The sequence below is a fragment of the Staphylococcus sp. HMSC62D11 genome (assembly GCF_001839145.1).
Classification (GTDB): Bacteria; Bacillota; Bacilli; order Staphylococcales; family Staphylococcaceae; genus Staphylococcus; species Staphylococcus lugdunensis.
In genome coordinates this window covers 240,282-266,235 of the sequence record NZ_KV840177.1, presented here as the reverse complement: position 1 = coordinate 266,235, position 25,954 = coordinate 240,282, and the positions used below count along the sequence as shown (strand labels likewise).

The following is a 25,954-nucleotide window of genomic DNA, read 5'->3' as shown; positions in this document are numbered from 1 at the left end:
AATTTCAGTTTTCTAATTGACAATCATTATCAATGATGTATAATAATAATTGAAAATGATTATCAATACCAAATAGAACTCCCCCCACATATTCGTTCTTATGGATTGATCATTTTCGAATTCCCCTTTTATATGCCCTTAAAAGACTAACGTAAAGCTTACAATAACGCTAAACGTGTACATAAAAGCAGCTCCCTAATGGTAGCTGCTTTTAATCTATATTTTGACACTGACATTCCTAATCGTATAACTCGGAATGTTAAGAAAAAATTGGAATATAAATTCCAAAAAATAGCACAAAGGTGATGTGAAATAAATCATCTTTGTGCTTCTTTATATTGAATACTTTATATTGTTGGCTCACTTGCTAAGGGGATAGCTTTAGGTACCCCAACCTGCTTTGCTTGTTGAATTTCTTCTCGAAATTCTCTCTGTTGGGGCCCCGCACCCCAACTTGCTTTGTTTGGTGAAATGCGCTTCGCATTTCTCTCTGTTGGGGCCCCAGTCAAAGATATTTTGTCCTGGCTGATTAGTTTTGGCTATTTAAAATGATAGTTAATGATTTAACTTGCATTGATTTTTTAATTTGTAATGTTATAGAGTTTTTTTCTTAAAATTAGCGTTGATAAAACAATACAAAATACCCCACCAATGATACCGGCAACAATATCTGTAGGATAATGAACTCCTAAATAAACTCTAGAGATGGATACCATCAAAATCATTAATGCACATAAGCCAATAATAATACCTTTATCAGCGCCAGACATTTTACGGTTAATAATAAACATCACGCTTCCAAAGAATGCGGTCGAACCCATAGCATGTCCACTTGGAAAACTAAATCCAGTGATATCAATTAATCGCAATAAAGTTGGTCTTTCACGGTCAAATATATTTTTTAACACCGGATTGAGTATACTTGATAGTCCCATAACTAGTACAAAAAAGAGTGCTTCTATTTTACAACGTTTAAGCATGAGATAGGCAATCAGCATTAGAGAAAGTGACAACATGGCCCACACTTCACCAATTTTGGTTGCACCTAATAATATAGATGTCGTGATAAAACTTTCTGAAGCATAAATAAATTCGTAAACCTCATTATCAATCCACTTTCCCAAACGAGACTCATGAAAGAAAGCTATTATTCCAAACACTAATGTAAAAATAATGAGCAATGAAATGCGCTTCGTGCGGTTCACAAAATTTCCCCCTCTTAATGACTGAGTGCATCATCGATGATTTTATTTAATAAATCTTCTTTGGTATAACTTTCTTGATAGTCTGACATATGATTCATTATACTATCTCGTGATGCTTCAATATCTCCTAGCTGCTCTAATAGCTTAGTTGATGATAGTTCTTCTTCTAAAACGACACGCCCGTAACCTTTTGATTCGAAATATTTTGCATTATCAATCTGGTCACCACGTGATTGGTCTAAACCTAAAGGAATTAATAACATTGGCAGTCGCAGCGTTAAAAATTCGTATATTGCATTTGATCCAGCTCGACTAACTACAGTATCTGTAATAGCTAACAGATCCGTCAATTCTTCTTTCACAAATTCATATTGTATGTAACCTTCTTTTTGAATCGAGCCATCAATAAGTCCTTTACCTGTTAGATGGATAATTTGGTAATCTTCGAGCAGTGCCTCTAAATTTTCACGAATAACACTATTTAATTTTTTACTTCCTAGACTACCTCCCATTACTAATAAGACTTTTTTATCTTTATCAAATTGAGTTAATTCATACCCTCTTGAAGCATGACCATGCTTTAAATCTTCACGTATGGTTGCACCAATAAAATCAGCCTTTGATTTTGGTAAGTAGTTCAGTGTATCTTCAAATGTTGTATAAATCTTTTTCGCAAATTTTAGACTAATTTTATTCGCTAATCCTGGTGTTAAATCAGACTCATGAATAATAGTGGGTATGTTTAAAGTACGAGCAGCAATAACCACTGGAACTGAGACAAATCCGCCTTTAGAAAACAACAAATCAGGTTTTTCTTTTTTAAGTATGCGGCGAGCATCCCATATTCCCTTTACCACTTTAAAAATATCTTTAGCATTTTCAACAGAAATATAGCGACGTAATTTACCACTTGAAATAGCATGGTATTCAATATCAGGTAATTGAGATTCTATCATTTCTTTCTCAATTCCTGCTTTTGAACCAATATAAAATGCACTATATCCATGATTTAACGCAGTGGGTATCAAACTTAAGTTTACTGATACATGACCCACTGTTCCGCCTCCTGTAAATGCAATTTTAGTCATAATTATAACCTCTATTCTTAAATGTTTTTATAATAGGCATAAAATGGCGCACCTCTATCAAATGGATGATAGTCGATTTCAGCTTCTCCAACTTTTGTAAAACCAAATTTTTCAAATAAACCTTGTGCAGGTTTATTCAATGCAAATGTATCTGTCAAAATAACATGTATACCGTGATCTGTTGCTAAATTAACAGCAAATTTAAATAATTCAGTTGCAGCACCTTTATATTCAGGATTTCCAGCTAAGCGATGAATAACATATGCGCCTTCCCGTTTAACTGGCCAGTCAAGTTTATCATACCATTCTGATTGTTGTTGGTCGACAACAATAAAGCCTTGGATTTCATCATTGTCCTCTAGTACATATAATGTTTGATTCGCAATATCTTCTTCAAAGTGTTCTCGCGCAGGATATTTGTCATCCCATTGATTATTATTAAATTCTTTCATTATTTCTTTGGCAGTTTCTACTAATGCTTCAATGTATGGCAAATCATTCTTAATTGCTAATCTAATCATGTTAAGAACACCTCTTTATTTTAATTTTTTTAAAAGTTCATTTAGAACTTTGTCTTCTTTATTTGCTTTTTCAACCAATTGTACTGTGAACTTATCATTTGTTTCCTTATCAAATTGTCCATTTACAGTTAAGTTATTATCTTGTTGAAATGCTTTAATTGCTTGTTCTAAGTTGTCGTCAAAGTCTTTAGATTCATTATCTACTTTATATCCTAATGCTGTTAGACCAATCTTCATAGCTTTCACATGTTTATTATTGTCTCCTTTATGATAGCTTGTATCATTCGGAATGACATTTAATGATTGGTATTTAGGCGTATCTAATTTGATATCTGGTTGAATACCTTTACCATGAATATAATGGTCCTTAGGTGTTAACCACTTCATTTGTGTATATTTTAGTAAAGAACCATCTTTAAATTCTTTTGTTGTTTGAACAATCCCTTTACCAAATGTTTTTGAACCATATACCTTAGCTATACCATAATCTTTTAATGCGCCAGTAAATACTTCAGATGCACTTGCCGAACCTTCATTCACTAAAATCGAAAATTTCATATCTTTCGCTTCTTTTAATGAGTCATTTGAAGTATCGATTGTTTCTTTGTCATTTCCTTTTTCTAATTTAACTACGGGTTTACCTTTATCTATAAAAATATTCGCCATTTTCACGGCTTCATCTAATAAGCCACCTGGATTATTTCGTAAATCCAATATGACATTGTGTACACCTTGTTTATGTGCATCTAAAATTGCTGATTTTAATTCTCCAGAAGTGTTTTCTTGGAAGCGATTTATGGTAATAACTCCAATTTGTCCTTTTTTCTTATATTCCACACTCTTAACATGAATTTTATCTCGTTTAATTTTTATGTCTTTTTCTTCAGAACCGCGTTTGATCGTTAAAGTTACAGTTGTGCCTCTTTTACCTCTAACCATTTTCACTACTTGATCTAATCTTTGCTTTTCAACAGATTTACCATTAACTTTAGTTACTATATCTTTAGGTCGTAAACCTGCTTTCTCAGCCGGAGATGATTTCATTGGACTTGTTACCATAATCTGATTGTTTTTTTGCTGCATTTCAGCACCGATACCAACAAAATCACCAGAAACTCCCTCATTAAATGACTCTGTTTTTTCTTTAGTCATATATTCAGAATATGGATCTTTCAACTCTTTGACCATACCGTCAATTGCAGCTTCAGTTAATTTATTAGGACTTTGTTTTTTATAATAATCATTGTTTAATGTCTTATATACAAATTGAATTTTATTCATCGCTTGTCGCTCATCTTTTGTGAGCCCACTCACTTTATGACTGATAGCTAAAGTAATGCAAACTGTAATTGCTATCGTAGCTAAAATTATAACGAGTTGTAGTACTACAAATTTCCAAAATCTGAATTTCACACTTTTATGCTCATCCATTTCGTCGATTTGTTGATGTTCAGTTTCTTGACTCACTTTAACACTTCCCTCTATGTAACTATTCCCTCATGACCTTCTTAAGGCTTTTTGGATATTATCAGTATGTCGTTTCTCGTCAATAAACGCAAATAAAAAAGTAGAGGTTGGGAGCATAAAAATACGATGCGTCTCAACCTCTATAATTAAATATTATAGAAATTTAGATTAAAATTTTAGCCACTCAGAGTATTCTTCATATAAATCGTCAAACACATACATTGGAATCGTAAATTCACTTTGCGTTTCTATATATTCTGATAGTTTATTAAAATCATTTTCATGCTTTGGAAATGATAAATCATTAAAAATTTGTTCAGCTAATTTTCCTTTGTCACCTTTACGTCCACGTGCTGTTAAGGCAAAATGATAGAATGAATAATCTTTCATTATTTCATTGTCACATCAACTACTTTTGTTTCACCTTTGACAATAGCGTTGACATCATTGATATTGATAGCGCTTGTTTGATCAGTATTTGTAATAATAACTGGAGATATTACAGACTTAGCATTATTGCTAATATACTCTAAGTTAAATTTCACTAAAGGATCTCCAACTTGAACAGTGTCACCGCTATTTACTAATACTTCAAAGCCCTCTCCATCTAGCTGAACTGTATCTAAACCAATGTGGACTAATAGTTCTAAACCATTATCCGCTTTTAATCCGATTGCGTGTTTTGTTGGGAATACGTTATCAACCTTCCCTTCGATTGGAGAAACCACTTCGCCTTCAGTTGGATTAATACCAAAGCCTTCACCCATCATTTTTTGTGCAAATACAGGATCTGGAATATCCTCAATTTTTACGTATTCACCAGTTAATGGTGCATAAATTTCAATATTTTTATTAACTTCTTTGCCTTTACCAAATAGCTTTTTAAACATTTTAGGTCACTCCTATTTTTCAAAATGAGGGATTAAATCCCCATAGCCTAACTCTTGTAATTTGTCATATGGAATAAATTGAATGGCTGCAGAATTGATACAATATCTTAATCCACCTTGATCTTTAGGACCATCATTAAAAACATGCCCTAAATGACTATTAGCTTGTTCTGAACGTACTTCAGTTCTCACCATACCAAATGTTTTATCAACTAATTCCACAATTTCATCATCATTCAAAGCTTTTGAAAAGCTCGGCCAACCACAACTCGATTCAAATTTTTCTTCTGATGTAAAAAGTGGTTGCCCAGAAATTTTATCAACATAAATCCCTTTTTCAAAATGATTCCAGTATTCATTTTCAAAAGGAGGCTCTGTTCCATTTTCTTGTGTAACAAGATATTCCATTTCGTTTAAGTCATCTTTACTCTTTTTAATCATTATGTCCTCCCCAATGTGATTCTATAAAACCTTTACGTCCCGAACCTTGTTGATACCGTTCGTAATGCTGTGGATTCTTTTTATAGTAATCTTGGTGATATGTTTCGGCAGGATAAAAGTTTTTGTATTCAATAATTGGTGTAATCACTGGTTTTTTAAAGATGCCTTGTTCATTTAATTGTTGAATTTTTAATTCAGCAGCTTTTTTCTGTGCTATATCATGATAAAAAATTGCTGGTTCATAGCTTTCGCCTCGATCAAAAAATTGGCCTTTATTATCAGTGGGATCAAAGGTTTTAAAATAGACATCTAATATGTTCTCAAAAGATGTAATATCAGGATTATACGTGATTTGTACGGCTTCTCTATGGCCTGTTTGATTAGTACAAACTTGTTCATAAGTAGGGTTTTCAATATGCCCTCCACTGTATCCAGAAACAACATCTTCAATACCAGGATATGAGGTGAAAGGTTTTACCATACACCAAAAACAACCACCAGCCAACGTTGCATATGCCATATCATTGCCTCCTTAATTATCTCATAATTCACGCTAATTTTTAGCTATTAATAATTTACATTTACGATTTATGTTTTAACTCAGAATATTCCACTTAGTCTCTCAAAACAACCAAGCCTATAGCACCTTGGCCTGTGTGTGTTGAAACTACAGGTGTTGTTACATTAACATCATAATTTTCAAAGTCAAATGACTCTGTAAATTGATGTTTTACTTTATCAACAAATTCAATAACATTAGCATGTGCAATACCAATGGACTTTATTTTGTGATTTTCAACAAATTCTGCGATTTCTTTTTTTAAAAATTTAATACTCGCATTTTGCGTTCTTGAATTATGCACAATTTCAAGGCTGCCATCTACTAACGTACCAACTGGTTTAATTTTCATAATATTACCAATTAAGCCCTTCGTTTTACTAATTCTACCGCCTCTAATTAGTTGATTCAACTGCCCAATAACAACAAATAATTTAATATTTTGTTGCATATCTTTCACTTTTTGAACAATTTCATCAGTGCTATAACCTTTATTAATAATTTCAGATAAATATTTTATTTGATAACCTAAACCAAATGAAATAGATTTTGAATCAATAACTGTAACATCAGCCTCAACCATATGGCTGGCCTGAACTGCTGTTTGATACGTACCACTTAATCCAGATGACATGTGTATACTAATAATTTGAACACCTTGTTGACCCAATTCTTCATATTTATTGATAAATTTTCCAATAGAAGGTTGGCTCGTTTTAACATCAGCCTCATCTTCAATTCTGTTTATATATTCTTCCGACGAAATATCAACCTGGTCTACGTATGATTTACCATCAATCGTTAAATTGAGCGGTACAACATGGATTTGATGCTCTGCTAAGTATTGATGTGTTAAATCTGAAGTTGAGTCGGTAACAATAACCTGTTGTTTCATAAAGTCCTTCCCCCAAAAAATGATATATTTCGTATAATTTTAGACTATAACTTTACGTTTCAGTCATTAATAACTTCAATGGAGAATAGCATATTACGTATTTTAAAGTCTATTTGTTAGTTATTATAAGCTGACAAAAGTACATTTTTCACTATTGCACTTTTTATTTATTTTAAACATTTAACTAATTATTCATGTTTGTGACACAAAATCTAACCCAAATTTGCATCTTTATTACTTAGGATTAATTATTTAAACATAACACTCACGTTGTTACTTTAGTTAGCATCATACTAACATTATTTATAAAGTACAACTGATTTATATTACAAATACGCATTAATGACGTTTATAGCTTAAGTCAAACTGAATTCTAAAATTATATTTAGCGAGCGATCGACTTTATGCCTTCAGCATAGAGAAAATACTAAAAAGCATTTCATCAAGCTTTGCGAGCTGTGAATTGGGGCTCCACGCCATTAGCTCTAATTTTTCTTACGTCTAACTAAATGTAAAAAAGTATGAGGAATTGTATTCTTTTCATCCAAAACACCTTCTTCTGAAGATGCAACTTCCCACTCTTCAAAAGTATATGGCGGAAAGAACGTATCACCTTTAAATTTCCCTTCTAACACAGTAATATACATATCATCTACTTTATCAATCATTTTGTCGAAAAGACTTTGCCCACCAAAAATAAATACATGACCTGGCAAATTATATATTTCATCAATAGAATGGATAACATCAACACCATCATGTTGAAAATTTTGATTATGTGTTAATACAACATTACGTCGATTAGGTAGAGGTTTACCAATGGATTCAAAAGTTCCTCTACCCATGACTAACGTATTGCCTGTTGACAATTTTTTCACATGCTTTAAATCATTAGGTAAATGCCATGGTAAATCGTTATTATAGCCAATCACGCGTTGTTGATCATGTGCTACTAATATTGATAATGTCATAATTGCACTCCTTTACTATTAGTTGTTAAATGCTTGTTTATCAAACAGCTATAGGCGCTTTAATCGCTGCATGTGATTGATAATTTATCAATTCGATATCCTCATAACTAATATCAAAAATAGATTTATCCGTATTAATACGAATGGTTGGTGGTTCAAAACTACTGCGACTCAGTTGTGTATGAACTGCATCTATATGATTAGAATAAATATGTGCATCGCCAAATGTATGGATAAATTCACCAACTTCTAAATCACATTCTTTCGCCACCAAATGGGTCAATAAAGCATAACTTGCTATGTTAAAAGGTACACCTAAAAAGATATCAGCACTTCGCTGATATAATTGACAACTTAATTTGCCATTTTGTACATAAAATTGAAACATAGTATGACATGGTGGTAAAGCCATTGTATCAACTTCTGCAGGATTCCAAGCTGAAACAATATGACGTCTAGAGTTAGGATGGGTTTTTATCTGTTCAATGACCGTCTTTAACTGATCAAAGTGATTGCCGTATTGGTCCACCCAATCGCGCCATTGTTTTCCGTATACATTTCCTAAATCTCCATATTTTCTAGCAAATGCATCATCGGTGAGAATATTTTCTTTAAATCGTGTCATTTCTTCTTTATATTGTGCTTTGAAATGATCATCAACCAATGAGCGATGACCAAAATTAGTCATATCTGGCCCATGATAATCAGAGGATTTAATATATTTTTCAAAAGCCCATTCATTCCAGATATTATTATTGTGTTGTAATAAATATCTAATATTCGTATCACCTTTAATAAACCACAGTAACTCTGTAGCCACCAATTTAAAAGACACTTTTTTTGTTGTTAGCAATGGGAATCCTTTGGTTAAATCAAAGCGCAACTGATGTCCAAACTTGGAAACTGTTCCTGTTTGCGTACGATCATCTTTATTTTTACCGATAGCTAATATATCTTCACATAAGTCATGATATGCAGCATCAAATGGATTTAACATTATTTAATCTCCTTTCTTAAATAAAATGTGTTAAATATTAGTTTTATTATACTAGAAAACTTAAAAGACTAAAAAGAAAATCTCCAGCGCTAAGTGAGAAATAGTACAATATTAGAATGATTACGCACATTTTTATATTTATTTAAAAAAGTCTAAATTGAAGTTTATTTCACTTCAACTTAGACTGTAGATTTTAGTTGCAATACTCATCAAAAGCATCTTTAATATCCATGCAAATATCTTGAATATCTCGTCCTTCGATATGTTCACGAGGAATAAAATGTTTTAATTCAGTTCCTTTAAACAAGGCGTAAGATGGGCTTGACGGTACTTGTTGAATATACGCTCTCATAGTTTGTGTAGCTTCTTTATCCTGACCAGCAAAAACAGTTATCTTGTGTGTTGGCTTTTTATCATTTTGATCTGCTACTGCTACCGCCGCTGGACGTGCTAAACCAGCTGCACAACCACATGTAGAATTGATTACTACAAAAGTAGTATCGTTTTCCCCAACTTGATTCATATATTGTGAAACTGCATCACTTGTTTCTAAACTTTCAAATCCATTTTCTGTAAGTTCAGCTTTCATTTGTTGTGCAAGCTCCCGCATATATTGTTCATATGGATTCATGATATTTCCCCCTCATAGTTTTCTTCTTTCAACATTACAATTTATTTCAAAACAAAGGTAACCCTTCAGCTCCGTTTTGAATATATAAAATTGTCATCTTAATTTATAATTTAACTTCATATACTAACGATCAGCCTATGACTTTAATACTTCTAATTTATTAAACAGCAACTTAATTAGATATAACAGTACGTCGTCAGACATATTATAAATCAATTTTTAACCGGTACTTTTATGCATTAAACTTTTCTTGGATTTTAGGAATTAATTCATCCCAATCTTTATCATTTTCCTTGTCGACTGAAATAAAATCCATCACATAAAAGATAGAGGTTACACCTTCTATATCAAATAAGCGATTAATAAATTCAGGTTGTCCATCTGCAGCATGCGTGTAAGTATCTGATTTATTATCACTTCTTTTTTCTGACAGCGTAATTTTTATTGTATTTTGATTCGGTGTTTCGCTAATTGCTTCAATTTGCATAATTTACCTCCTATTGCAGTTCATTTCCAATTTGTTTAATTTGCTTACCCACTGAACATTCATTAATGCAAAAATGATGCGCTTGGGTCTTACCTTCTGTCTTTCTTATATGTGATTTCAACAAACAATGTTCACAATACGTGTTCATTAAATCATCTATCTTATGAATTGCATTCTGCTCGGAATGTGTAAGTATATCAGACACTCCTTTTAAGTCATTTTAGGCTTAATAGCACCTAATTTTAAATACATGTTAACATTATAGCTTAATTTATTATAATTTTGAATTATTCTATTTCTCATTACCACGAGCTTTTACTTATTATTCGTTATAAATGTGGTTATATTTAAATTGCATATTCGAATTTTTTGAAGTAAAATGTATAAGTTGTTTTTAGCGGTTTCTAAACACCCGCATTATCAAAATTTAGGAGGATTTCTATGTTTAATGAGATATTTGGGGCAGCAAGTTTTTTAGTTACTTTTATTTTAATGGTACTTATGTTTCGAGCTTTTGGCAAACAAGGCCTTATTGTTTGGATTGCTATAGGTACAATCATTGCCAATATCCAGGTCATAAAAACAATTCATATTTTTGGCATCTCAGCAACTCTTGGTAATGTCATGTTTGCTTCGATTTATCTAGCAACTGACATACTAAATGATATTTATGGTCGAAAGATAGCTAAAAGAGCAGTTTGGCTCGGGTTTTCTTCAACTTTAATTATGATTATTGTTATGCAAATGTCATTGCATTTCATTCCAGCACCTGAAGACATTGCGCAAAGTGGCATGGAAACGATTTTCAATCTTATACCAAGAATCGCACTAGGTTCTATCATAGCTTATATTATTGGTCAACATGTTGATGTGTTTATTTTTAGTATGATTAAAAAGATATTCAGTTCGGATAAAACATTTATTATTCGTGCTTATGGTAGTACAGCTTTAAGCTCAATTATAGATACTGCACTATTCGTGGCTATCGCATTTATAGGCACATTACCTGGTATGGCCGTGTTTGAAATTTTTATTACTACGTACCTATTAAAACTTTTATCTACAATACTAAACGTACCTTTTGGTTACATTGCTAAATCCATGTATCGTAAAGGTAAAATAGCTAACCTAGATAAAGATTACTAATATTCATTTAATATTATTGACTACACTTAAATAAACTAACTTGTTGATTATACCTAACAGTTATAGACATGAGCGGAATATGAGGTCACATATGACTTTATTCCGCTCTTTTTCTATATCATCTATAAATTTTCAATTGCTATAAACAAAGTTATTTCTTAAAATAAATTTGTATTATAAATTTAAAGTATTGCAGGTGTTGTTTCAATGGCTAAAATATTTTTTGATGCTGCAACCAATGGTAATCCCGGTGAAAGCTGTTGCGCCATTATTATAAAAGACGATAACAATCATCATATTTATACGCATTATATCGGCCTTTTAGATAATCATAGTGCAGAATGGGCAGCTTTTATTCGCGCTCTAGAATATGCACGTGAGCTTAATGTGACAAATGCTTTATTATATACAGATTCTAAACTTATCGAAGATGCTATGTTAAAAGATAATGTAAAAAATATAAAATTTAAACCGTATTTGGACCAAGTCAAAATATTAGAACCTAGTTTTGATTTATTATTTGTCAAATGGATTCCTCGAGAACAAAATAAAGAAGCAAATCATCATGCTAAACAAGCGCTTTACCAATATATTAAAAATAAAGATTGATCTAGAATAAGCCGTGTTTAATATAGGCAGCCGACTTCAATAATACCGATGCGTCAGATGCGTAATAAGGATAAATATCTATTTTAAAGTAGAATATGATTGGTTTCACATAATTTTGCTAAATGCTTTTTAAGCACTTTATGATATGAGCCAGAGATATCTTCTGCACTGATTAAAACTATCTACTCATCCAGCGATTGACCATCACCCATTATCCCCATTTCTAAGGCCCTATACTTCAATCATATATTCTGAGATTGAAGCATTAGCATCATAGCCTATTGCTTCATTATTAAAAATGTAAAATTGTGTTATATGTTGTAGCATCATTGTGTTTTAATTTTTTGAGTAACCCAATAATCATCGTTACACTTGACTTATCATTCAGATGTCTTGATTTAATAAACCCCGTTTTTGGAATTTGTGTCCTTGAATCAAAACTCATAAAGTTCCCCCACTTCTATACATAAATCTCTAGTTTATTGTGCTGATTATGTCCTCTTATCAATGCGCACTTCCATATATTTATCATCTTTAGAACGTTTATTGCTGTCTTTATAAACATGAACACTTGTTTCATGTATACATATTGTTCCTGTAAATGTGCCTCCTGATTCAGTTTAAATTTCACATTTCTCATCTTCTATTAAGTTAAATCCACTAATAAAATCAATGTTCAAACGGCTATCTTCCTTAATTTCTTTAACCATTCAAGCTATTGTATCTACATGTTCATATATATAGCTTTGCTTCACATTGTGCTCGCCTTCTAAAGTAATGCACCTTTATTAGTTATCTGTGTCGGATAAGCTAACTGTTCAGCGTGCGCTTTGATATATGAAGTTGTATCTAGCATGAACCCTCTTAAAAGTTATAAAAATTCCCCATCCGTCCGATTTATTATACAACCTAACTCACTTACTTATTTGGTTATTTTAGGATTAATGTTATTGATATTTTTTAATTTATATAGGTAAAAACCAAAGAATTATTAACTTGGTCAACTAACACTTGTTAAGGAATAAAGTAAAGAATGTTTTGTTATAAATAAGTCATACTAAAAATATATATAAAATTAGTGTTCATAATTCAAAAATCAAATGTCATGTTTAATTATAAATTTCATGCGATATTTTTATTTATACCTTTAACAAAACAATTAAATATTAAAAAACTATATTTGTACACTCTTGTGTGTACAAATTGGTCTTACATGTAAGCGGATTCATTTATATAATAATTCTTGTAAATCAATGCATTATAGGTTTAATACTACGGAGGTTATAAATATGGAATATATACCAATAATCTTAAATTGGTTTTCGCAGAATATCTTACAAAAACCAGCTTTCTTTGTTGGTTTGTTAGTAATGCTCGGTTACGCTTTACTTAAAAAACCGTACTATGCTGTTTTTGCTGGAGCTGTAAAAGCAACTGTAGGCTACATGATTTTAGATATTGCTGCTGGCGGATTAGTCACAACATTTCGGCCTATTCTGGCAGCTCTTAATTACAAATTCAGTATTGGTGCTGCTGTTATCGACCCTTATTTTGGATTAACTGCAGCAAATGACAAAATCGCTAATAACTTTCCAGAATTTGTAGGTATTGCGACATCTGCACTTTTAGTAGGATTTTTTGTGAATATCTTTTTAGTAGCATTACGCAAAATCACGAAAGTCAGAACGTTGTTTATTACTGGACATATTATGGTACAACAAGCTGCAACAATTACGGTAATGATTTTACTGATTCCAACATTCCGTGAAAGTCCATTACTTGCTACGTTTGGTATTGGTACAATATGCGGATTATATTGGGCAGTAAGTTCAAATTTAACTGTTGAACCTACACAACGTTTAACAAACAATGGTGGATTTGCGATTGGTCACCAACAACAATTTGCGATTTGGTTTACAGACAAAGTCGCATCAAAATTGGGTAACAAAGATAAAAATTTAGATAACTTAAAATTGCCAAAATTTCTAAGTATTTTTCATGACACAGTAGTTGCATCAGCTACTTTAATGTTAGTTTTCTTTGGAACCATTTTATTCATCTTAGGTCCAGATATTTTATCAAATGCTAAAGTCATCACAAGTGGTACTTTATACGTGCCAGAAAAACAATCATTCTTTATGTTCGTTATTCAAACGGCATTCACGTTCTCTGTTTACTTATTTATGTTAATGCAAGGTGTAAGAATGTTCGTTGGAGAATTAACAAATGCATTCCAAGGTATTTCTAACAAATTACTTCCTGGTTCATTCCCAGCAGTAGACGTAGCAGCTTCATTTGGTTTTGGTTCTCCAAATGCTGTACTGTTTGGTTTCGTGAGTGGTTTAATTGGACAAGTCATTATGATTGTCTTATTAATCGTATTCAAAAACCCAGTACTTATTATTACGGGGTTTGTACCTGTATTCTTCGATAACGCAGCTATTGCTGTATACGCAGATAAACGTGGTGGTTGGAGAGCAGCAATAATATTGTCATTTATTTCAGGAATAATACAAGTTACATTCGGCGCTTTAGCAGTATTATTACTTAGCCTTTCAGGTGGATATCATGGAAATATCGATTTAGACATTCCATGGGTACCATTTGCTTATATGTTTAAATATTTAGGTATTGCTGGTTATATTTTGGTTTGTGCATTCTTTTTACTTATCCCTCAATTACAGTTTAGACGCGCTAAAAATAAAGAAGCTTATTATTCAGGGATTCATCAATAACAAAAACAATAATTAATTATATTTAGGAGGAATTTTTATGATTAAAGTACTTACAGCATGTGGAAACGGAATGGGTTCATCAATGGTTATCAAAATGAAAGTTGAAAACGCATTAAGAGAATTAAATGTATTAAATGTTGAATCTGCATCTTGCTCAGTAGGAGAAGCTAAAGGAATTGCTAGTAATTATGATATAGTCATCGTTTCTAACCATTTAATTGCAGAGATGAAAGACTATACAAAATGCAAACTCATAGGCTTAGACAACTTAATGGATGACAATGAAATTAAAACTAAATTAAAAGAAGCTTTAAAATAATTTTTAGTTAGGAGCACAATACTTATGAATTTAAAACAAGCTTTGATTGATAACGATTCAATTCAGTTAGGTTTGACTGCGAAAGATTGGAAAGAAGCTGTTAAGTTATCTGTACAACCACTCATCGATAGTGGTGCTGTTAAACCTGAATATTACGATGCAATTATTGAATCGACGGAACATTATGGTCCATATTATATATTAACTCCTGGAATGGCTATGCCCCATGCTCGTCCTGAAGCAGGTGTAATAAGAGATGCATTCTCATTAATTATTCTTAACGAACCCGTAAAGTTCTCAGACGGAAAAGAAGTCAGTATTCTTCTTACATTGGCTGCAACGAGCTCGAAAATTCATAATTCAATTGCTATACCTCAAATTGTTGCACTTTTTGATTTAAAAGATGCAATTAGACGTTTAAATGATTGTCAAACTAAAGATGAAGTCCTTTCTATAATTGAAGAAACTAAAGATAGCCCTTATCTTGAAGGAATTAAATTTTAAAATTTATTTATAAATAATATTAAATTTAATTAGAAAGTAGGAAAAGAAATGACAAAGAAATTACCTAAATTGCAAGTAGCATTAGATCATTCAACAATGTCTGATGCGGTTAAAGCTGCTTCACTCGTTGGAAATGAAGTTGATATCATTGAGGCTGGAACAGTTTGTCTTTTACAGGTAGGAAGTGAACTAGTAGAAATACTAAGTAAACTATTTCCTAATAAAACAATTGTCGCTGACACTAAATGTGCAGATGCTGGCGGAACAGTAGCTTTAAACAACGCCAAAAAAGGAGCTGACTGGATGACATGTATATGCTCAGCAACTATACCAACAATGAAAGCTGCACTTAAAGCTATTAAAGAAGAACGAGGTGATCAAGGAGAAATACAAGTTGAATTATATGGAGATTGGACTTTTGAAGAAGCTCAAAAGTGGCTCGATATTGGTATTGAACAAGCAATATATCATCAGTCGCGCGATGCTCTATTAGATGGCGAAAGTTGGGGGGAAAAAGATCTTTCAAAAGTGAAAAAATTAATCGATATGGGCTTCCGTGTATCTGTTACGGGTGGTTTATCTGTAGAAACACTTAAACTTTTTAAAGGTATAGATGTTTATACATTTATTGCTGGTCGTAGTCTTACAGAAGCTGAAGACCCACTATCTGCTGCACGTGAATTTAAAGATGAAATCAAGCGTATTTGGGGGTAAGATTATGTCTCGTCCAATTGGTATTTATGAAAAAGCATTGCCAAAACATTATACGTGGATAGAAAAACTTAAATTCGCTAAAGAACTCGGTTTTGATTTTGTCGAACTATCTATTGACGAATCAGATACTCGTTTAGCAAGATTAGACTGGTCTAAAGAACAAAGACTAGAACTTGTAAAAGCTATTTTCGAAACAGGCATACGTATACCTACGATTACTTTCAGTGGTCATAGGCGTTTCCCAATGGGGTCAAATGATTTTAATACTGAAGAAAAATCTATGGAATTAATGAAAAAATGTATAGAATTTGCGCAAGATATCGGTGTGCGAAATATTCAATTAGCTGGTTATGATGTTTATTATGAAGAAAAATCCATAGATACTCACAAACGATTTATAAAGAATCTTCGACAAGCTTGTACGTGGGCAGAAGAAGCTCAAGTCATTCTTTCAATCGAAACAATGGATGATCCATACATTAATTCAATTAAAAAATATCTTGCCATTGAAAAAGAAATTAATTCCCCTTTTCTATACGTCTATCCAGACATAGGTAATATATCTGCATGGAACAATAACCTTTTAGATGAATTTTATAAAGGGAGACAATCTATTGCCTCTATACACTTAAAAGACACATACGCAGTAACAGAAGATTCAAATGGACAATTCAGAGATGTACCATTTGGAGAAGGTTGTGTAGAATGGGAAAAGTTTTTTAAAATATTAAAGGATATTCATTATAATGGCCCATTCCTGATTGAAATGTGGTCAGAAAATTATGATACTGTTGAAGAAACACGTTACGCTATAAAAACTGCACAATCTTTTCTTTATCCATTAATTGAGAAAGTGGGGTTAAAATAGTATGTCAGAAACATTAACACAAATGCGTCAGAACGTATATCATGGAAACATAGAACTTCCTAAATACAAACTTGTTAAATTCACCTGGGGCAATGTATCAGAAATCAATCGTGATTTAGGAATTGTGGTCATTAAGCCTTCTGGCGTAGATTATGAAAAACTCACACCGGAAAATATGGTCGTCACAGATCTTGAAGGAAACGTATTAGAAGGATCATTTAACCCTTCTTCTGATCTTCAAACACATCTTGAATTATATAAGGCATGGCCAGAAATTGGCGGGATTGTACACACACATTCTACAGAAGCAGTTGGATGGGCACAATCAGGATTAGACATTCCATTCTTAGGTACAACTCATGCAGATTATTTTCATGGTCCTATACCATGTACACGTTCATTGACATATAATGAAGTTGAAGATGCCTATGAAAAAGAAACAGGAAAAGTCATTGTCGAAACTTTTAAAGAACGAAAACTTGATCCAACGTCTATTCCTGGTGTTATCGTTAGTAATCATGGTCCGTTTACATGGGGTAAAAATGCTTCACAAGCTATCTATCATTCTGTTGTCCTTGAAGAAGTCGCCAAGATGAACAGATATACGAAACAAATTAATCCGTGTGTGGAAAATGCACCAAGTTATATTATGGATAAACACTATTTAAGAAAACATGGCACTAACGCTTATTACGGTCAGCAATAACATTAAAATACTAAATAAAAAGGTGATAGTTTATGATACTCAGCTTAGATAAAACAAGTCATACTCTACTAGACTACTTAATTCAAATTGAACAACCAGAAACAATTACTGAAATCTCAAAAAATCTTTGTCAATCTAGACGTAAAGTATACTATCACCTTAAAAAAATAAATCAGTCATTACCAGACGATACAAAGAAAATAATAAACTACCCACATATTGGTATTTTATTAAACGATGATCAAAAACGCGCCTGTATAGAATTATTAAGTAAATCTGATACAACGCAATATGTTATGAGCATAGAAGAACGCCAATGGCTAATCATCATATATATTTGTATCTCAAATGAATTCATTACAATCAACAAACTTATGGAACTTGTTGATGTCTCACATAATACGATTCTAAATGATCTCAATAATATTCGAGAACTTATAGAATTTGAACAATTTAATATTCATCTACGTGTAAAAAAGTTTGGAGGATATTATATTGAATGCCATCTGTTATCTAAAATTCAATTTATATATAAAATACTGCATGAAATTCATAAATCATCATCTGAAGCTTTTAAATCTTTGATTCATGAGAAACTTTTATCTAATACAAGCTTTAGTCACTATCACTCATTAGAAAAAACGGATTTTTTAAAGACCTTATTAAAAGAAATAAGTAATGATTTAGGTAAAATACTTAATCGAAAAGATAGTGAGTTTATGTTACAAATACTACCCTATTTGTTAATGGTTTCTTATAACAGTGGGATTAATGCTTACAATTATGAATTGATAAGAAAAGATTTCATACTTGTTCAAGAGCGCATTGAATATAAAGTGTCTGAAAAGCTTGTATCCTCTTTAGAGTCTGAATTTAATGTTTCTTTTGATCAAATGGCAAAAAATATTATAGCCCTTTTACTTTTATCATTGCGTAAAGATAGTGATATTCATAATGTTAGTAATGATTATGATGATATGCGTGAGACTTTAGAATTATTTTTATCGCTTTTTGAGCATGAATATAATATAAATATTTCAAAACGAAATATGTTGTTGAATCAACTTCTAACACACTGTAAATCTTTACTTTATCAAAAGACTTACAATATTCCTTCAGATACACAATTTACAAATAATATTAAAGAAAAGTTCAACTATCTATTCATGGTTACAAAGCGTTGTATTACATTACTTGAAGAAGCTTGGCTAATACACATGACTGATGATGACATAGCTTATATAGCCATACATCTTGGTGGTGCAATTCACAATAATCCAAATAGTGAAATACCAGTTAAAAAAATTACACTTATATGCGATGAAGGTATTGGCATGAGAAAATTCTTCTTAAAACAATGCCAGTCCTATATATCTAATGCATATATTGATACTGTATTTACTTTAGAAGAATTCGATAGTGTTAAAGAAATTTTAAATTCAGATATTATCATTTCTACAAGTGATGCTATCGAAACGGATATTCCCGTAATATTTGTTAATCCAATTCTCACAAATGAAGATATTATACGTATCGTTTCTTATAGATATTCAAGTAATGAAATAAATTTTTATAATTTTTCTAATCAACTAGATTTAATATTGAAACATTATATTAGAGATGAAAGTGAACAATATAACTTACGAAATCAAATCGAAAAGTTATTTCTCAAAGAATTAATCCAAACTTTAGAAACTAAAAATTTTTAAAATTTCATTTGCATAAAGAAAGTAGATTCATTGAAATACTTAAATAACAATAATGATATAAGGAGATTCAATAATGAAAAATGTTAAAGATATTACAAGAGAGTCATGGATTCTATCTACCTTTCCAGAATGGGGAACTTGGCTTAATGAAGAAATAGAAAATGAAGTTGTTAATGAAGGTAATTTTGCAATGTGGTGGTTAGGCAATTGTGGTATCTGGATCAAAACGCCAGAAGGTGCAAATATCGTTATGGACTTATGGTCAAACAGAGGCAAATCTACTAAAAAAGTTAAAGATATGGTTCGAGGACATCAAATGGCCAATATGGCAGGCGTTCGTAAACTACAACCAAATCTTCGTGTACAGCCAATGGTTATTGATCCATTTGCGATAAACGAATTAGATTATTACCTAGTTTCTCATTACCATAGTGATCATATTGATATTAATACAGCTGCGGCAATCTTCAACAATCCAAAATTAAACCATGTTAAATTTGTGGGGCCGCATGAATGTGCCCGCATCTGGAAAGAATGGGGTGTTTCAGAAGATCGTATTATCACAATAAAGCCAGGTGAAAGCTTCGAATTTAAAGATGTAAAAGTAACAGCGGTAGAATCATTCGATAGAACTTGTCTTGTTACATTGCCAGTTGAAGGCAGCGAAGAAAATGACAACAATTTAAAAGGACTTCCAGTAACTGACGAAGAAATGGCTCGAAAATCAGTCAATTATGTATTTGAAACTCCAGGTGGTACGATTTACCATGGTGCTGACTCACATTTTTCAAATTACTTTGCCAAGCACGGTAAAGACTTCAAAATAGATGTTGTACTCAATAACTATGGTGACAATCCTGTAGGTATTCAAGATAAAATGACATCGATTGATCTTTTACGTATGGCAGAAAACTTAAATGCGAAAGTAATTATTCCAGTACATTATGATATTTGGTCTAATTTCATGGCATCTACAAATGAAATTATAGAACTCTGGAAAATGCGCAAAGATCGCTTACAGTATCAATTCCATCCTTTCATATGGGAAGTTGGTGGTAAATATACTTATCCAGAAGACAAAGATAAAATAGAATACCATCACCCACGCGGTTTTGATGATGCTTTTGAACAACCTTCAAATATTCAATTTAAAGCATTATTATAATTGAATTAGAAAGCAATAAATAAAAAAACACTTATCAAACGGTTATCACAGCGTGTCGGCAAAACCTGAAATTTTGCTGGCACGCTTTAATAAACTCTAATTTTGTAATTTTTGTCCTTGAATCAAAACTCATACATCCCCCACTTCTATACCTAAATCTCTAGTTTCTTATGCTGATTGTGTTCTCTCACCAATGCGCACTTCCATATGTTTATCGTCTATAGAGACTGTTTATTGCTGTCTTTATAAACATGAACATTTGTTTCATGTAAAATATATTATTCCTATAAAGATTTCTCCTGATTCAGTTTGAATTTCACAGTTCTCCCTTTTACTATTATAAGTAATGCAGCTTTATTAATTATCCGTGTCGAATAAACTAACTGTTAATGATATTGCTTCTGTCGCATTTCTTGTTGGACTACCAATTTCAATTAGTGTCTGGATTGTTTCTAAAGTATTTTCAGTCACGCATATATCCCTTTTTTAAATTACAGATTACTATACCTTTTACTCCCCTAATTATATTTGATTAATTACTCCATCTACTTTACAATGTTTTTATTCTGAAAATTTTGAATAAGGTGATTCTTAATGCACAATATTGTTTTTATTGGACTAGGCTTAATTGGCGGTAGCTTGGCAAGTAATTTAAAGTATTATCACAGTAATCTTCATATCTCTGCATATGATTCAGATATTTCTCAGTTAGAAAAAGCATATTCTATGGGTATTATTGATACTAAAATAACCGATTATCGCATTGCCGTTGAACAAGCAGATGTTTTAATTTTTGCAACGCCTGTTCAACAAACGATTCGTTATTTAGCTCAATTACATCTATTTAACACTCAGGCTAACCTAATTGTTACTGATACTGGGAGTACAAAAACAAACGTTTTAGAATTTGAAAATCGACTATTGCATCATAATATACACCTTGTAGGTGGCCATCCAATGGCCGGTAGTCATAAGTCTGGGGTGTTAAATGCTAAAAAGCATTTATTTGAAAATGCATATTACGTTCTCGTTTATAATTCAACTAAAAATCGCGATGCTGCTCAATATTTGAAACAATTATTTAGCTCTACTTCAGCTAAATTTATTGAAACAACAGCAAAAGAACATGATATTGTCACTGCAGCTGTTAGCCATGTACCCCATATTATTGCAGCTAGTTTGGTGCATTTAAATGCAAATCAATCTACAAAACATAAATTAGTTAAACAACTTGCTGCTGGTGGTTTTCGCGATATTACTCGCATAGCTAGTAGTAATGCAGAAATGTGGCGCGATATTACAATTAGTAATAAAACAGCCATTCTAAACTTAATACAAGATATGCAACAACAATTAGTAGCATTATCTTCAATAATTCAAAACGATAAAATCGAAGAAATTCAAGCGTTTTTTGCTAACGCTAAAACATATCGTGATGCTTTACCCCTTAAACAACAAGGCGCATTAAATACAGCGTATGATCTATTTGTAGATATTCCGGATAAACCGGGTATGATTAACCAAGTTACTTATATTCTAAGTTTACATAACATTTCTATAAGCAACTTAAAAATTTTAGAAGTCCGTGAAGATATTCTTGGTGCACTTCAAATCAGTTTTAAAACACCCGAAGATCGTGATAAAGGTATTAAAGCTTTGCATGAATTTGATACCTATGTACCATAAGTCAGTAGTTGATTGGATTGAAAATACGCTGGTACCATTTTTTCAATCCTAGTCAACCTTGCCGGGGCGAGACTACGAATTCACCATGAATTCTGTCCCACTCCCAATGTAATTATTACATCTTATGTCCTGCCATTAATCCTAAACGTCCGTGCTTAGTACCTGAATCAGTATAAGATATAGCTTTAGATACAATGCCTTTACCATATTTCATGTGTAAATTATCAATCGTTTTAGCTAATTTTTCATCTCGTTTACGTTCGTATTCATCAAAAAATAAATTCAATTGCCGTTGATCTTCAGGTACAAGTTGTGTTAAAGATACACTTAATGTACGGTATAATACTTTTTTATCGCATAAATGATTAGCATAGTAGTTTACTACTTTAAATATTTCTTTTTCTAAGTTAGTAGGATCTTCAAGTGTATATTGCTTATGCACGCCACCACCTTTGCTATAGCCAAATGAAAAGTGAATCGTTCTTGCCATTTGTTTTCGCGCTCTCACCCTGCTTGCCACATCTTCTATTAATTCTTGCATAACTACTTTAGATTCCTCAAAGGTGTAATCTCGCATTAAAATTTGGCTCTTACAAATTGAAGGATTTGTAATATGATGCTTATCTCGTAACTTACTTTGATCTATTCCATTCGCATGTAAATGTAAATCAGTACCTAATATTCCAAATGCTTTCTTTAATTGGTTATGTGGGTATTTTGCTAAATCTCCCACAGTAAAAATCCCACGTTTATTTAATTTAACTTCTGTCCGTTTATTAATTCCCCAAAATTCTCTCAAAGGTTGTATATTCCATAATTTATTCGGAACATCATGATAACGCCATTCTGCTATACCATTTATAGTATGTTTAGCTTCAGTATCCATTGCTACTTTACTTAACAGCATATTTGAGCCAATACCTACTGTACACATAATTCCTGTTTCTTCATATATTTCCTTTTTTAAGCGTTCACAAAAAGCAGTAACAGTAGAATTAAAGCGATAATAACTATCTGTTACATCCATAAAAAATTCATCAATACTGTATTGATGTAAATCTTCAGCTGGAACATAACGTAATGCTATTTTTGAAATAGCTATAGATACGTTTAAATACTTCCTCATACTAGGATTAATAATATAAATGTCATTACGATGTGGAATTTCGAATAGTCTTGAACCTGTTTTAATACCTAATTCTTTTAATTTTGGTGTTGCTGCAAGTACCACTGAGCCTTGTCGTTTAGTATCTGCTACTACTGCTAACTTTGTTGTTTTTGGATTTAAACCTTTCTCTATACATGAAACACTTGCAAAAAAGCTTTTTTGATCAATACATAAGACATCCCTATCGTCTAATAAATTGTAATCATACATTCCCACTACCTCCCTGTAGATATTTTAATTATATACGAACAAATGTTCTTTTTCAATACTTATAAGAACAAATGTTCTATAAAATATTGTTCTAAACATAAAGGTTTCATGCTATACTAAAATAGACTTAAATTTTAAAGGAGGCGCTATTTATGCCAATCATAAATGTAAAATTAATAGAAGGTCGCTCTGATGAACAATTGAAAGCATTAGTATCAGAAGTCACTAATGCAGTAGAAAAAACAACAGGCGCTAATCGTGATGCAATTCATGTGATTATTGAAGAAATGAAGAAAAATCATTATGGTGTAGGCGGAATAAGAAAATCTGATCAATAAAACCCTTTAAAATCGATAAAAACGCCAGCTACATGCGTAGTTGGCGTTTTTACTATACTTAGTTATCATCATCTAAAAACTGCTTGATAGCTTCTTTATTTTTTTGTTTATCAATATCTAAGGCACTTCCATCATTATTCGTATTGATATTTTGGTATGAATTTTTCACTGGTATAGTCAGAGACTGTACATCTTTATCTCCACGAATACCAAAACTTATACCTGTTTGGAAAATCGCTGAATCGGGCATATCTGTGTTAATATAACCTCTTAAAATACCTGCAACACGTGGCAATTTAAAAACTGTGCTAGGTGTTACTAATTCTTGCTTTAATGTTTGCATCACTTGCTGTTGACGACGTACACGACCAAAATCACCTTCAGCATCATGACGGAATCTAGCATATCCTAATAGCTCTTTACCATTAAGTCGATGGTGTCCTTTTTTTAATGACACGCCAATATTTTTGGACATATCTTTTTCAACATCTATAGGCACCCCATTAGGCGCTAACTCATCAATCATTTTCTCAAAACCTGTAAAATCAATAACTGCATAATATTCAGGATTAATTCCTAAATTCTTATTCAAAGTTTGTCTTAATAACTCTGGACCACCTAATGTATAAGCTGCATTAAGCTTATAGCTATTATATCCAGGAATATCTGCATAAATATCACGCATCACAGACATCATTTTCATTTTTTTGTGTAAATAATCGTATTGTACAATCATCATAGAATCTGTTCTAGATTTTCCAGACTGTGCTTTATCTGCACCTAGCACTAACACTGAAATTTTCCCATCATTTTTTATAGGGCCATTAAATTTATGAATTTTAACATCCTTTGCATGTTCTTCAGCATATTTAATTCCATTTTGATAGCTCACTGTAATATAGACAATCAAGCTCACAAGTAAAATCAAAACAATTAATATTGCGATGGGTAATTTTTTTATACGTTTTTTAGTTTTTTTAGTTGAAGTAGTAGTCCCATTACTTCTTCTGTATTTGGTTTGTTCCTTCTCTTCTGCCATGGCTACCTACCTTAATTTTAATTTCTTCAAAATACGCTATCTATGTATTATAATATACATTAAAGTTATAGAAAATAGCTAAAAAAATCAAGATATTTATGAAAAAATGGTACTAAGGTCTAATGAGAGGATGGTATAAATGAATATAAATACCGCATATTTTGCCGGAGGTTGCTTTTGGTGTATGACAAAGCCTTTCGATACTTTTGAAGGTATTGAAAAAGTAACATCAGGCTATATGGGAGGAACGACTGACAATCCAACTTATGAAGATGTTAAAAAAGGTACAACAGGTCATTATGAAACAGTTAAAATTGAATACGATGTTGCACTTTTTTCATATCATAAACTACTTGAAATTTTCTTTTCAGTGATTGATCCATTAGATGATGCAGGCCAGTTTCAAGATAGAGGTTCCCAGTATAAAACAGCTATTTTTTATACGAACGATGATCAAAAGAAAATTGCCGAAAACTACATTCAGCAATTACAACATACCATATATTCTGACAAAGCTATTGCCACAAAGATTTTACCTGCTTCAACTTTTTATAAAGCAGAGGAATATCACCAAGACTTTTATAAAAAGAATCCTGAGCGCTATGCCAAAGAACAACAAGATCGTGCTAATTATCAAGCAGATTTACATTAATGTTACTTTATCTAAAATCAATCTGTGATATAGATAAAATAGATTAAAATTAAAATCCCAAAATCTTTTCTTCGAGTATCGTTTCAATAATATCATTAATATGATGAGAGATATCGTTTGAAAGTATTAATACTAAATGGCATATGTTGCGTCATGTTATCGCTTTATACATAAGGTACCTCGTTAATTTAGTTTAGTGAAGTTTAGTGAAGTTTATTAAATTATACGAAAGTG

Annotated in this window: 31 protein-coding genes and 1 pseudogene; 13 read left to right on the top strand and 19 right to left on the bottom strand. The window is 31.9% G+C overall.

The features are described 5' to 3' along the window. Positions 1–7: 7 nt before the first annotated feature. The 16 genes and pseudogenes from HMPREF3267_RS12710 to HMPREF3267_RS12230 all read right to left on the bottom strand — a co-directional run. Positions 8–106, bottom strand: a pseudogene (locus tag HMPREF3267_RS12710) (hypothetical protein); the annotation flags it as partial. Positions 107–347: 241 nt separating this feature from the next. Beyond that, complete coding sequence (locus HMPREF3267_RS12570; RefSeq protein ID WP_172952945.1) at positions 348–509, bottom strand: hypothetical protein; 162 nt, start codon at positions 507–509, stop codon at positions 348–350. A gap of 72 nt (positions 510–581) precedes the next feature. After that, positions 582–1,205 carry a phosphatase PAP2 family protein gene (locus HMPREF3267_RS02130; RefSeq protein WP_002459155.1) on the bottom strand — a complete coding sequence of 208 codons (624 nt, stop codon included), beginning with the start codon at positions 1,203–1,205 and terminating at the stop codon, positions 582–584. Positions 1,206–1,219: 14 nt separating this feature from the next. Further along, a complete protein-coding gene (locus HMPREF3267_RS02125) occupies positions 1,220–2,293 on the bottom strand; it encodes an undecaprenyldiphospho-muramoylpentapeptide beta-N-acetylglucosaminyltransferase (protein ID WP_002459156.1) in 1,074 nt (357 codons plus the stop codon). Positions 2,294–2,310: 17 nt separating this feature from the next. Then, the gene (locus tag HMPREF3267_RS02120; protein WP_002459157.1) at positions 2,311–2,814 is read right to left on the bottom strand and encodes a GNAT family N-acetyltransferase; all 504 of its coding nucleotides are present in this window, start codon (positions 2,812–2,814) and stop codon (positions 2,311–2,313) included. A gap of 15 nt (positions 2,815–2,829) precedes the next feature. Beyond that, the gene (locus HMPREF3267_RS02115; RefSeq protein WP_207754615.1) at positions 2,830–4,245 is read right to left on the bottom strand and encodes a S41 family peptidase; all 1,416 of its coding nucleotides are present in this window, start codon (positions 4,243–4,245) and stop codon (positions 2,830–2,832) included. A gap of 204 nt (positions 4,246–4,449) precedes the next feature. Continuing rightward, positions 4,450–4,671, bottom strand: a complete 222-nt coding sequence (locus HMPREF3267_RS02110; RefSeq protein WP_002492786.1) for a YozE family protein — start codon at positions 4,669–4,671, stop codon at positions 4,450–4,452. After that, a complete protein-coding gene (locus tag HMPREF3267_RS02105; protein WP_002492789.1) occupies positions 4,671–5,171 on the bottom strand; it encodes a PTS sugar transporter subunit IIA in 501 nt (166 codons plus the stop codon). Before HMPREF3267_RS02105 ends, HMPREF3267_RS02110 begins: the two co-directional genes overlap by 1 nt. A gap of 12 nt (positions 5,172–5,183) precedes the next feature. Continuing rightward, a complete protein-coding gene (gene msrB, locus HMPREF3267_RS02100) occupies positions 5,184–5,612 on the bottom strand; it encodes a peptide-methionine (R)-S-oxide reductase MsrB (protein ID WP_002459161.1) in 429 nt (142 codons plus the stop codon). Then, a complete protein-coding gene (msrA, locus tag HMPREF3267_RS02095) occupies positions 5,605–6,132 on the bottom strand; it encodes a peptide-methionine (S)-S-oxide reductase MsrA (RefSeq protein ID WP_062077609.1) in 528 nt (175 codons plus the stop codon). The genes msrB and msrA (HMPREF3267_RS02095) overlap by 8 nt, the downstream gene beginning before the upstream one ends. A gap of 94 nt (positions 6,133–6,226) precedes the next feature. After that, a complete protein-coding gene (locus HMPREF3267_RS02090) occupies positions 6,227–7,066 on the bottom strand; it encodes a DegV family protein (RefSeq protein WP_002459163.1) in 840 nt (279 codons plus the stop codon). A 485-nt stretch (positions 7,067–7,551) separates the two neighbouring features. Next, positions 7,552–8,037 carry a dihydrofolate reductase gene (locus HMPREF3267_RS02085; RefSeq protein WP_002459164.1) on the bottom strand — a complete coding sequence of 162 codons (486 nt, stop codon included), beginning with the start codon at positions 8,035–8,037 and terminating at the stop codon, positions 7,552–7,554. Between the two features lie 40 nt (positions 8,038–8,077). Then, positions 8,078–9,034: a thymidylate synthase gene (locus tag HMPREF3267_RS02080; RefSeq protein ID WP_002478224.1), complete on the bottom strand. Its 957-nt coding sequence runs from the start codon at positions 9,032–9,034 to the stop codon at positions 8,078–8,080. Between the two features lie 193 nt (positions 9,035–9,227). Further along, complete coding sequence (gene brxA / locus HMPREF3267_RS02075; RefSeq protein WP_062077608.1) at positions 9,228–9,665, bottom strand: bacilliredoxin BrxA; 438 nt, start codon at positions 9,663–9,665, stop codon at positions 9,228–9,230. Positions 9,666–9,897: 232 nt separating this feature from the next. After that, on the bottom strand, positions 9,898–10,152 hold the full coding sequence (locus tag HMPREF3267_RS02070) for a NifU N-terminal domain-containing protein (protein WP_002459167.1): 255 nt from the start codon (positions 10,150–10,152) through the stop codon (positions 9,898–9,900). A 10-nt stretch (positions 10,153–10,162) separates the two neighbouring features. After that, positions 10,163–10,357, bottom strand: a complete 195-nt coding sequence (locus tag HMPREF3267_RS12230) for a zinc-finger domain-containing protein (RefSeq protein WP_080606578.1) — start codon at positions 10,355–10,357, stop codon at positions 10,163–10,165. 236 nt (positions 10,358–10,593) lie between these two features. On the opposite strand from HMPREF3267_RS12230, the gene HMPREF3267_RS02065 reads away from it, so the two are divergent. Together HMPREF3267_RS02065 and HMPREF3267_RS02060 are read left to right on the top strand one after the other, a co-directional pair. Next, on the top strand, positions 10,594–11,298 hold the full coding sequence (locus HMPREF3267_RS02065; protein ID WP_002492666.1) for a queuosine precursor transporter: 705 nt from the start codon (positions 10,594–10,596) through the stop codon (positions 11,296–11,298). Positions 11,299–11,505: 207 nt separating this feature from the next. Then, entirely contained in the window at positions 11,506–11,907 is a 402-nt protein-coding gene (locus HMPREF3267_RS02060) for a ribonuclease HI family protein (RefSeq protein WP_002492661.1), read from the top strand. Between the two features lie 292 nt (positions 11,908–12,199). Here the strand turns inward: HMPREF3267_RS02060 and HMPREF3267_RS12705 are convergent, their stop codons facing one another. Beyond that, positions 12,200–12,352, bottom strand: coding sequence for a peptidase M42 (locus HMPREF3267_RS12705; protein WP_062077604.1), 153 nt, complete (start codon positions 12,350–12,352; stop codon positions 12,200–12,202). Between the two features lie 844 nt (positions 12,353–13,196). Here HMPREF3267_RS12705 and HMPREF3267_RS02045 point away from each other — a divergent pair. From HMPREF3267_RS02045 to HMPREF3267_RS02005, 9 genes are all read left to right on the top strand, one after another. After that, complete coding sequence (locus tag HMPREF3267_RS02045) at positions 13,197–14,642, top strand: PTS ascorbate transporter subunit IIC (RefSeq protein ID WP_002478227.1); 1,446 nt, start codon at positions 13,197–13,199, stop codon at positions 14,640–14,642. Positions 14,643–14,679: 37 nt separating this feature from the next. After that, entirely contained in the window at positions 14,680–14,961 is a 282-nt protein-coding gene (locus HMPREF3267_RS02040) for a PTS sugar transporter subunit IIB (RefSeq protein WP_002459174.1), read from the top strand. Positions 14,962–14,985: 24 nt separating this feature from the next. Next, the gene (locus HMPREF3267_RS02035; RefSeq protein ID WP_002459175.1) at positions 14,986–15,465 is read left to right on the top strand and encodes a PTS sugar transporter subunit IIA; all 480 of its coding nucleotides are present in this window, start codon (positions 14,986–14,988) and stop codon (positions 15,463–15,465) included. A gap of 48 nt (positions 15,466–15,513) precedes the next feature. Next, complete coding sequence (locus tag HMPREF3267_RS02030) at positions 15,514–16,179, top strand: 3-keto-L-gulonate-6-phosphate decarboxylase UlaD (RefSeq protein WP_002459176.1); 666 nt, start codon at positions 15,514–15,516, stop codon at positions 16,177–16,179. A gap of 4 nt (positions 16,180–16,183) precedes the next feature. After that, entirely contained in the window at positions 16,184–17,047 is an 864-nt protein-coding gene (locus HMPREF3267_RS02025; protein WP_002478230.1) for an L-ribulose-5-phosphate 3-epimerase, read from the top strand. A 1-nt stretch (position 17,048) separates the two neighbouring features. Further along, entirely contained in the window at positions 17,049–17,753 is a 705-nt protein-coding gene (locus HMPREF3267_RS02020) for an L-ribulose-5-phosphate 4-epimerase (RefSeq protein ID WP_002459178.1), read from the top strand. 32 nt (positions 17,754–17,785) lie between these two features. Then, a complete protein-coding gene (locus tag HMPREF3267_RS02015; RefSeq protein WP_002459179.1) occupies positions 17,786–19,462 on the top strand; it encodes a BglG family transcription antiterminator in 1,677 nt (558 codons plus the stop codon). A gap of 73 nt (positions 19,463–19,535) precedes the next feature. Then, positions 19,536–20,627, top strand: a complete 1,092-nt coding sequence (gene ulaG, locus HMPREF3267_RS02010; protein WP_002459180.1) for an L-ascorbate 6-phosphate lactonase — start codon at positions 19,536–19,538, stop codon at positions 20,625–20,627. A 594-nt stretch (positions 20,628–21,221) separates the two neighbouring features. Beyond that, positions 21,222–22,313 carry a prephenate dehydrogenase gene (locus HMPREF3267_RS02005; RefSeq protein ID WP_002459181.1) on the top strand — a complete coding sequence of 364 codons (1,092 nt, stop codon included), beginning with the start codon at positions 21,222–21,224 and terminating at the stop codon, positions 22,311–22,313. A 115-nt stretch (positions 22,314–22,428) separates the two neighbouring features. On the opposite strand, the gene HMPREF3267_RS02000 is transcribed toward HMPREF3267_RS02005, so the two are convergent. Next, positions 22,429–23,691 (bottom strand): Y-family DNA polymerase, encoded by a 1,263-nt coding sequence (locus HMPREF3267_RS02000; protein WP_062077602.1) that lies wholly within the window; start codon positions 23,689–23,691, stop codon positions 22,429–22,431. 152 nt (positions 23,692–23,843) lie between these two features. Here HMPREF3267_RS02000 and HMPREF3267_RS01995 point away from each other — a divergent pair, with 152 nt between their 5' ends. Further along, positions 23,844–24,029 (top strand): 2-hydroxymuconate tautomerase, encoded by a 186-nt coding sequence (locus tag HMPREF3267_RS01995; protein WP_002459183.1) that lies wholly within the window; start codon positions 23,844–23,846, stop codon positions 24,027–24,029. Between the two features lie 58 nt (positions 24,030–24,087). Here the strand turns inward: HMPREF3267_RS01995 and HMPREF3267_RS01990 are convergent, their stop codons facing one another. Then, positions 24,088–25,068 carry an LCP family protein gene (locus tag HMPREF3267_RS01990; RefSeq protein ID WP_062077600.1) on the bottom strand — a complete coding sequence of 327 codons (981 nt, stop codon included), beginning with the start codon at positions 25,066–25,068 and terminating at the stop codon, positions 24,088–24,090. A 139-nt stretch (positions 25,069–25,207) separates the two neighbouring features. Here HMPREF3267_RS01990 and msrA (HMPREF3267_RS01985) point away from each other — a divergent pair, with 139 nt between their 5' ends. Then, positions 25,208–25,720 (top strand): peptide-methionine (S)-S-oxide reductase MsrA, encoded by a 513-nt coding sequence (gene msrA / locus HMPREF3267_RS01985; RefSeq protein WP_002459185.1) that lies wholly within the window; start codon positions 25,208–25,210, stop codon positions 25,718–25,720. Positions 25,721–25,954 lie beyond the last annotated feature (234 nt).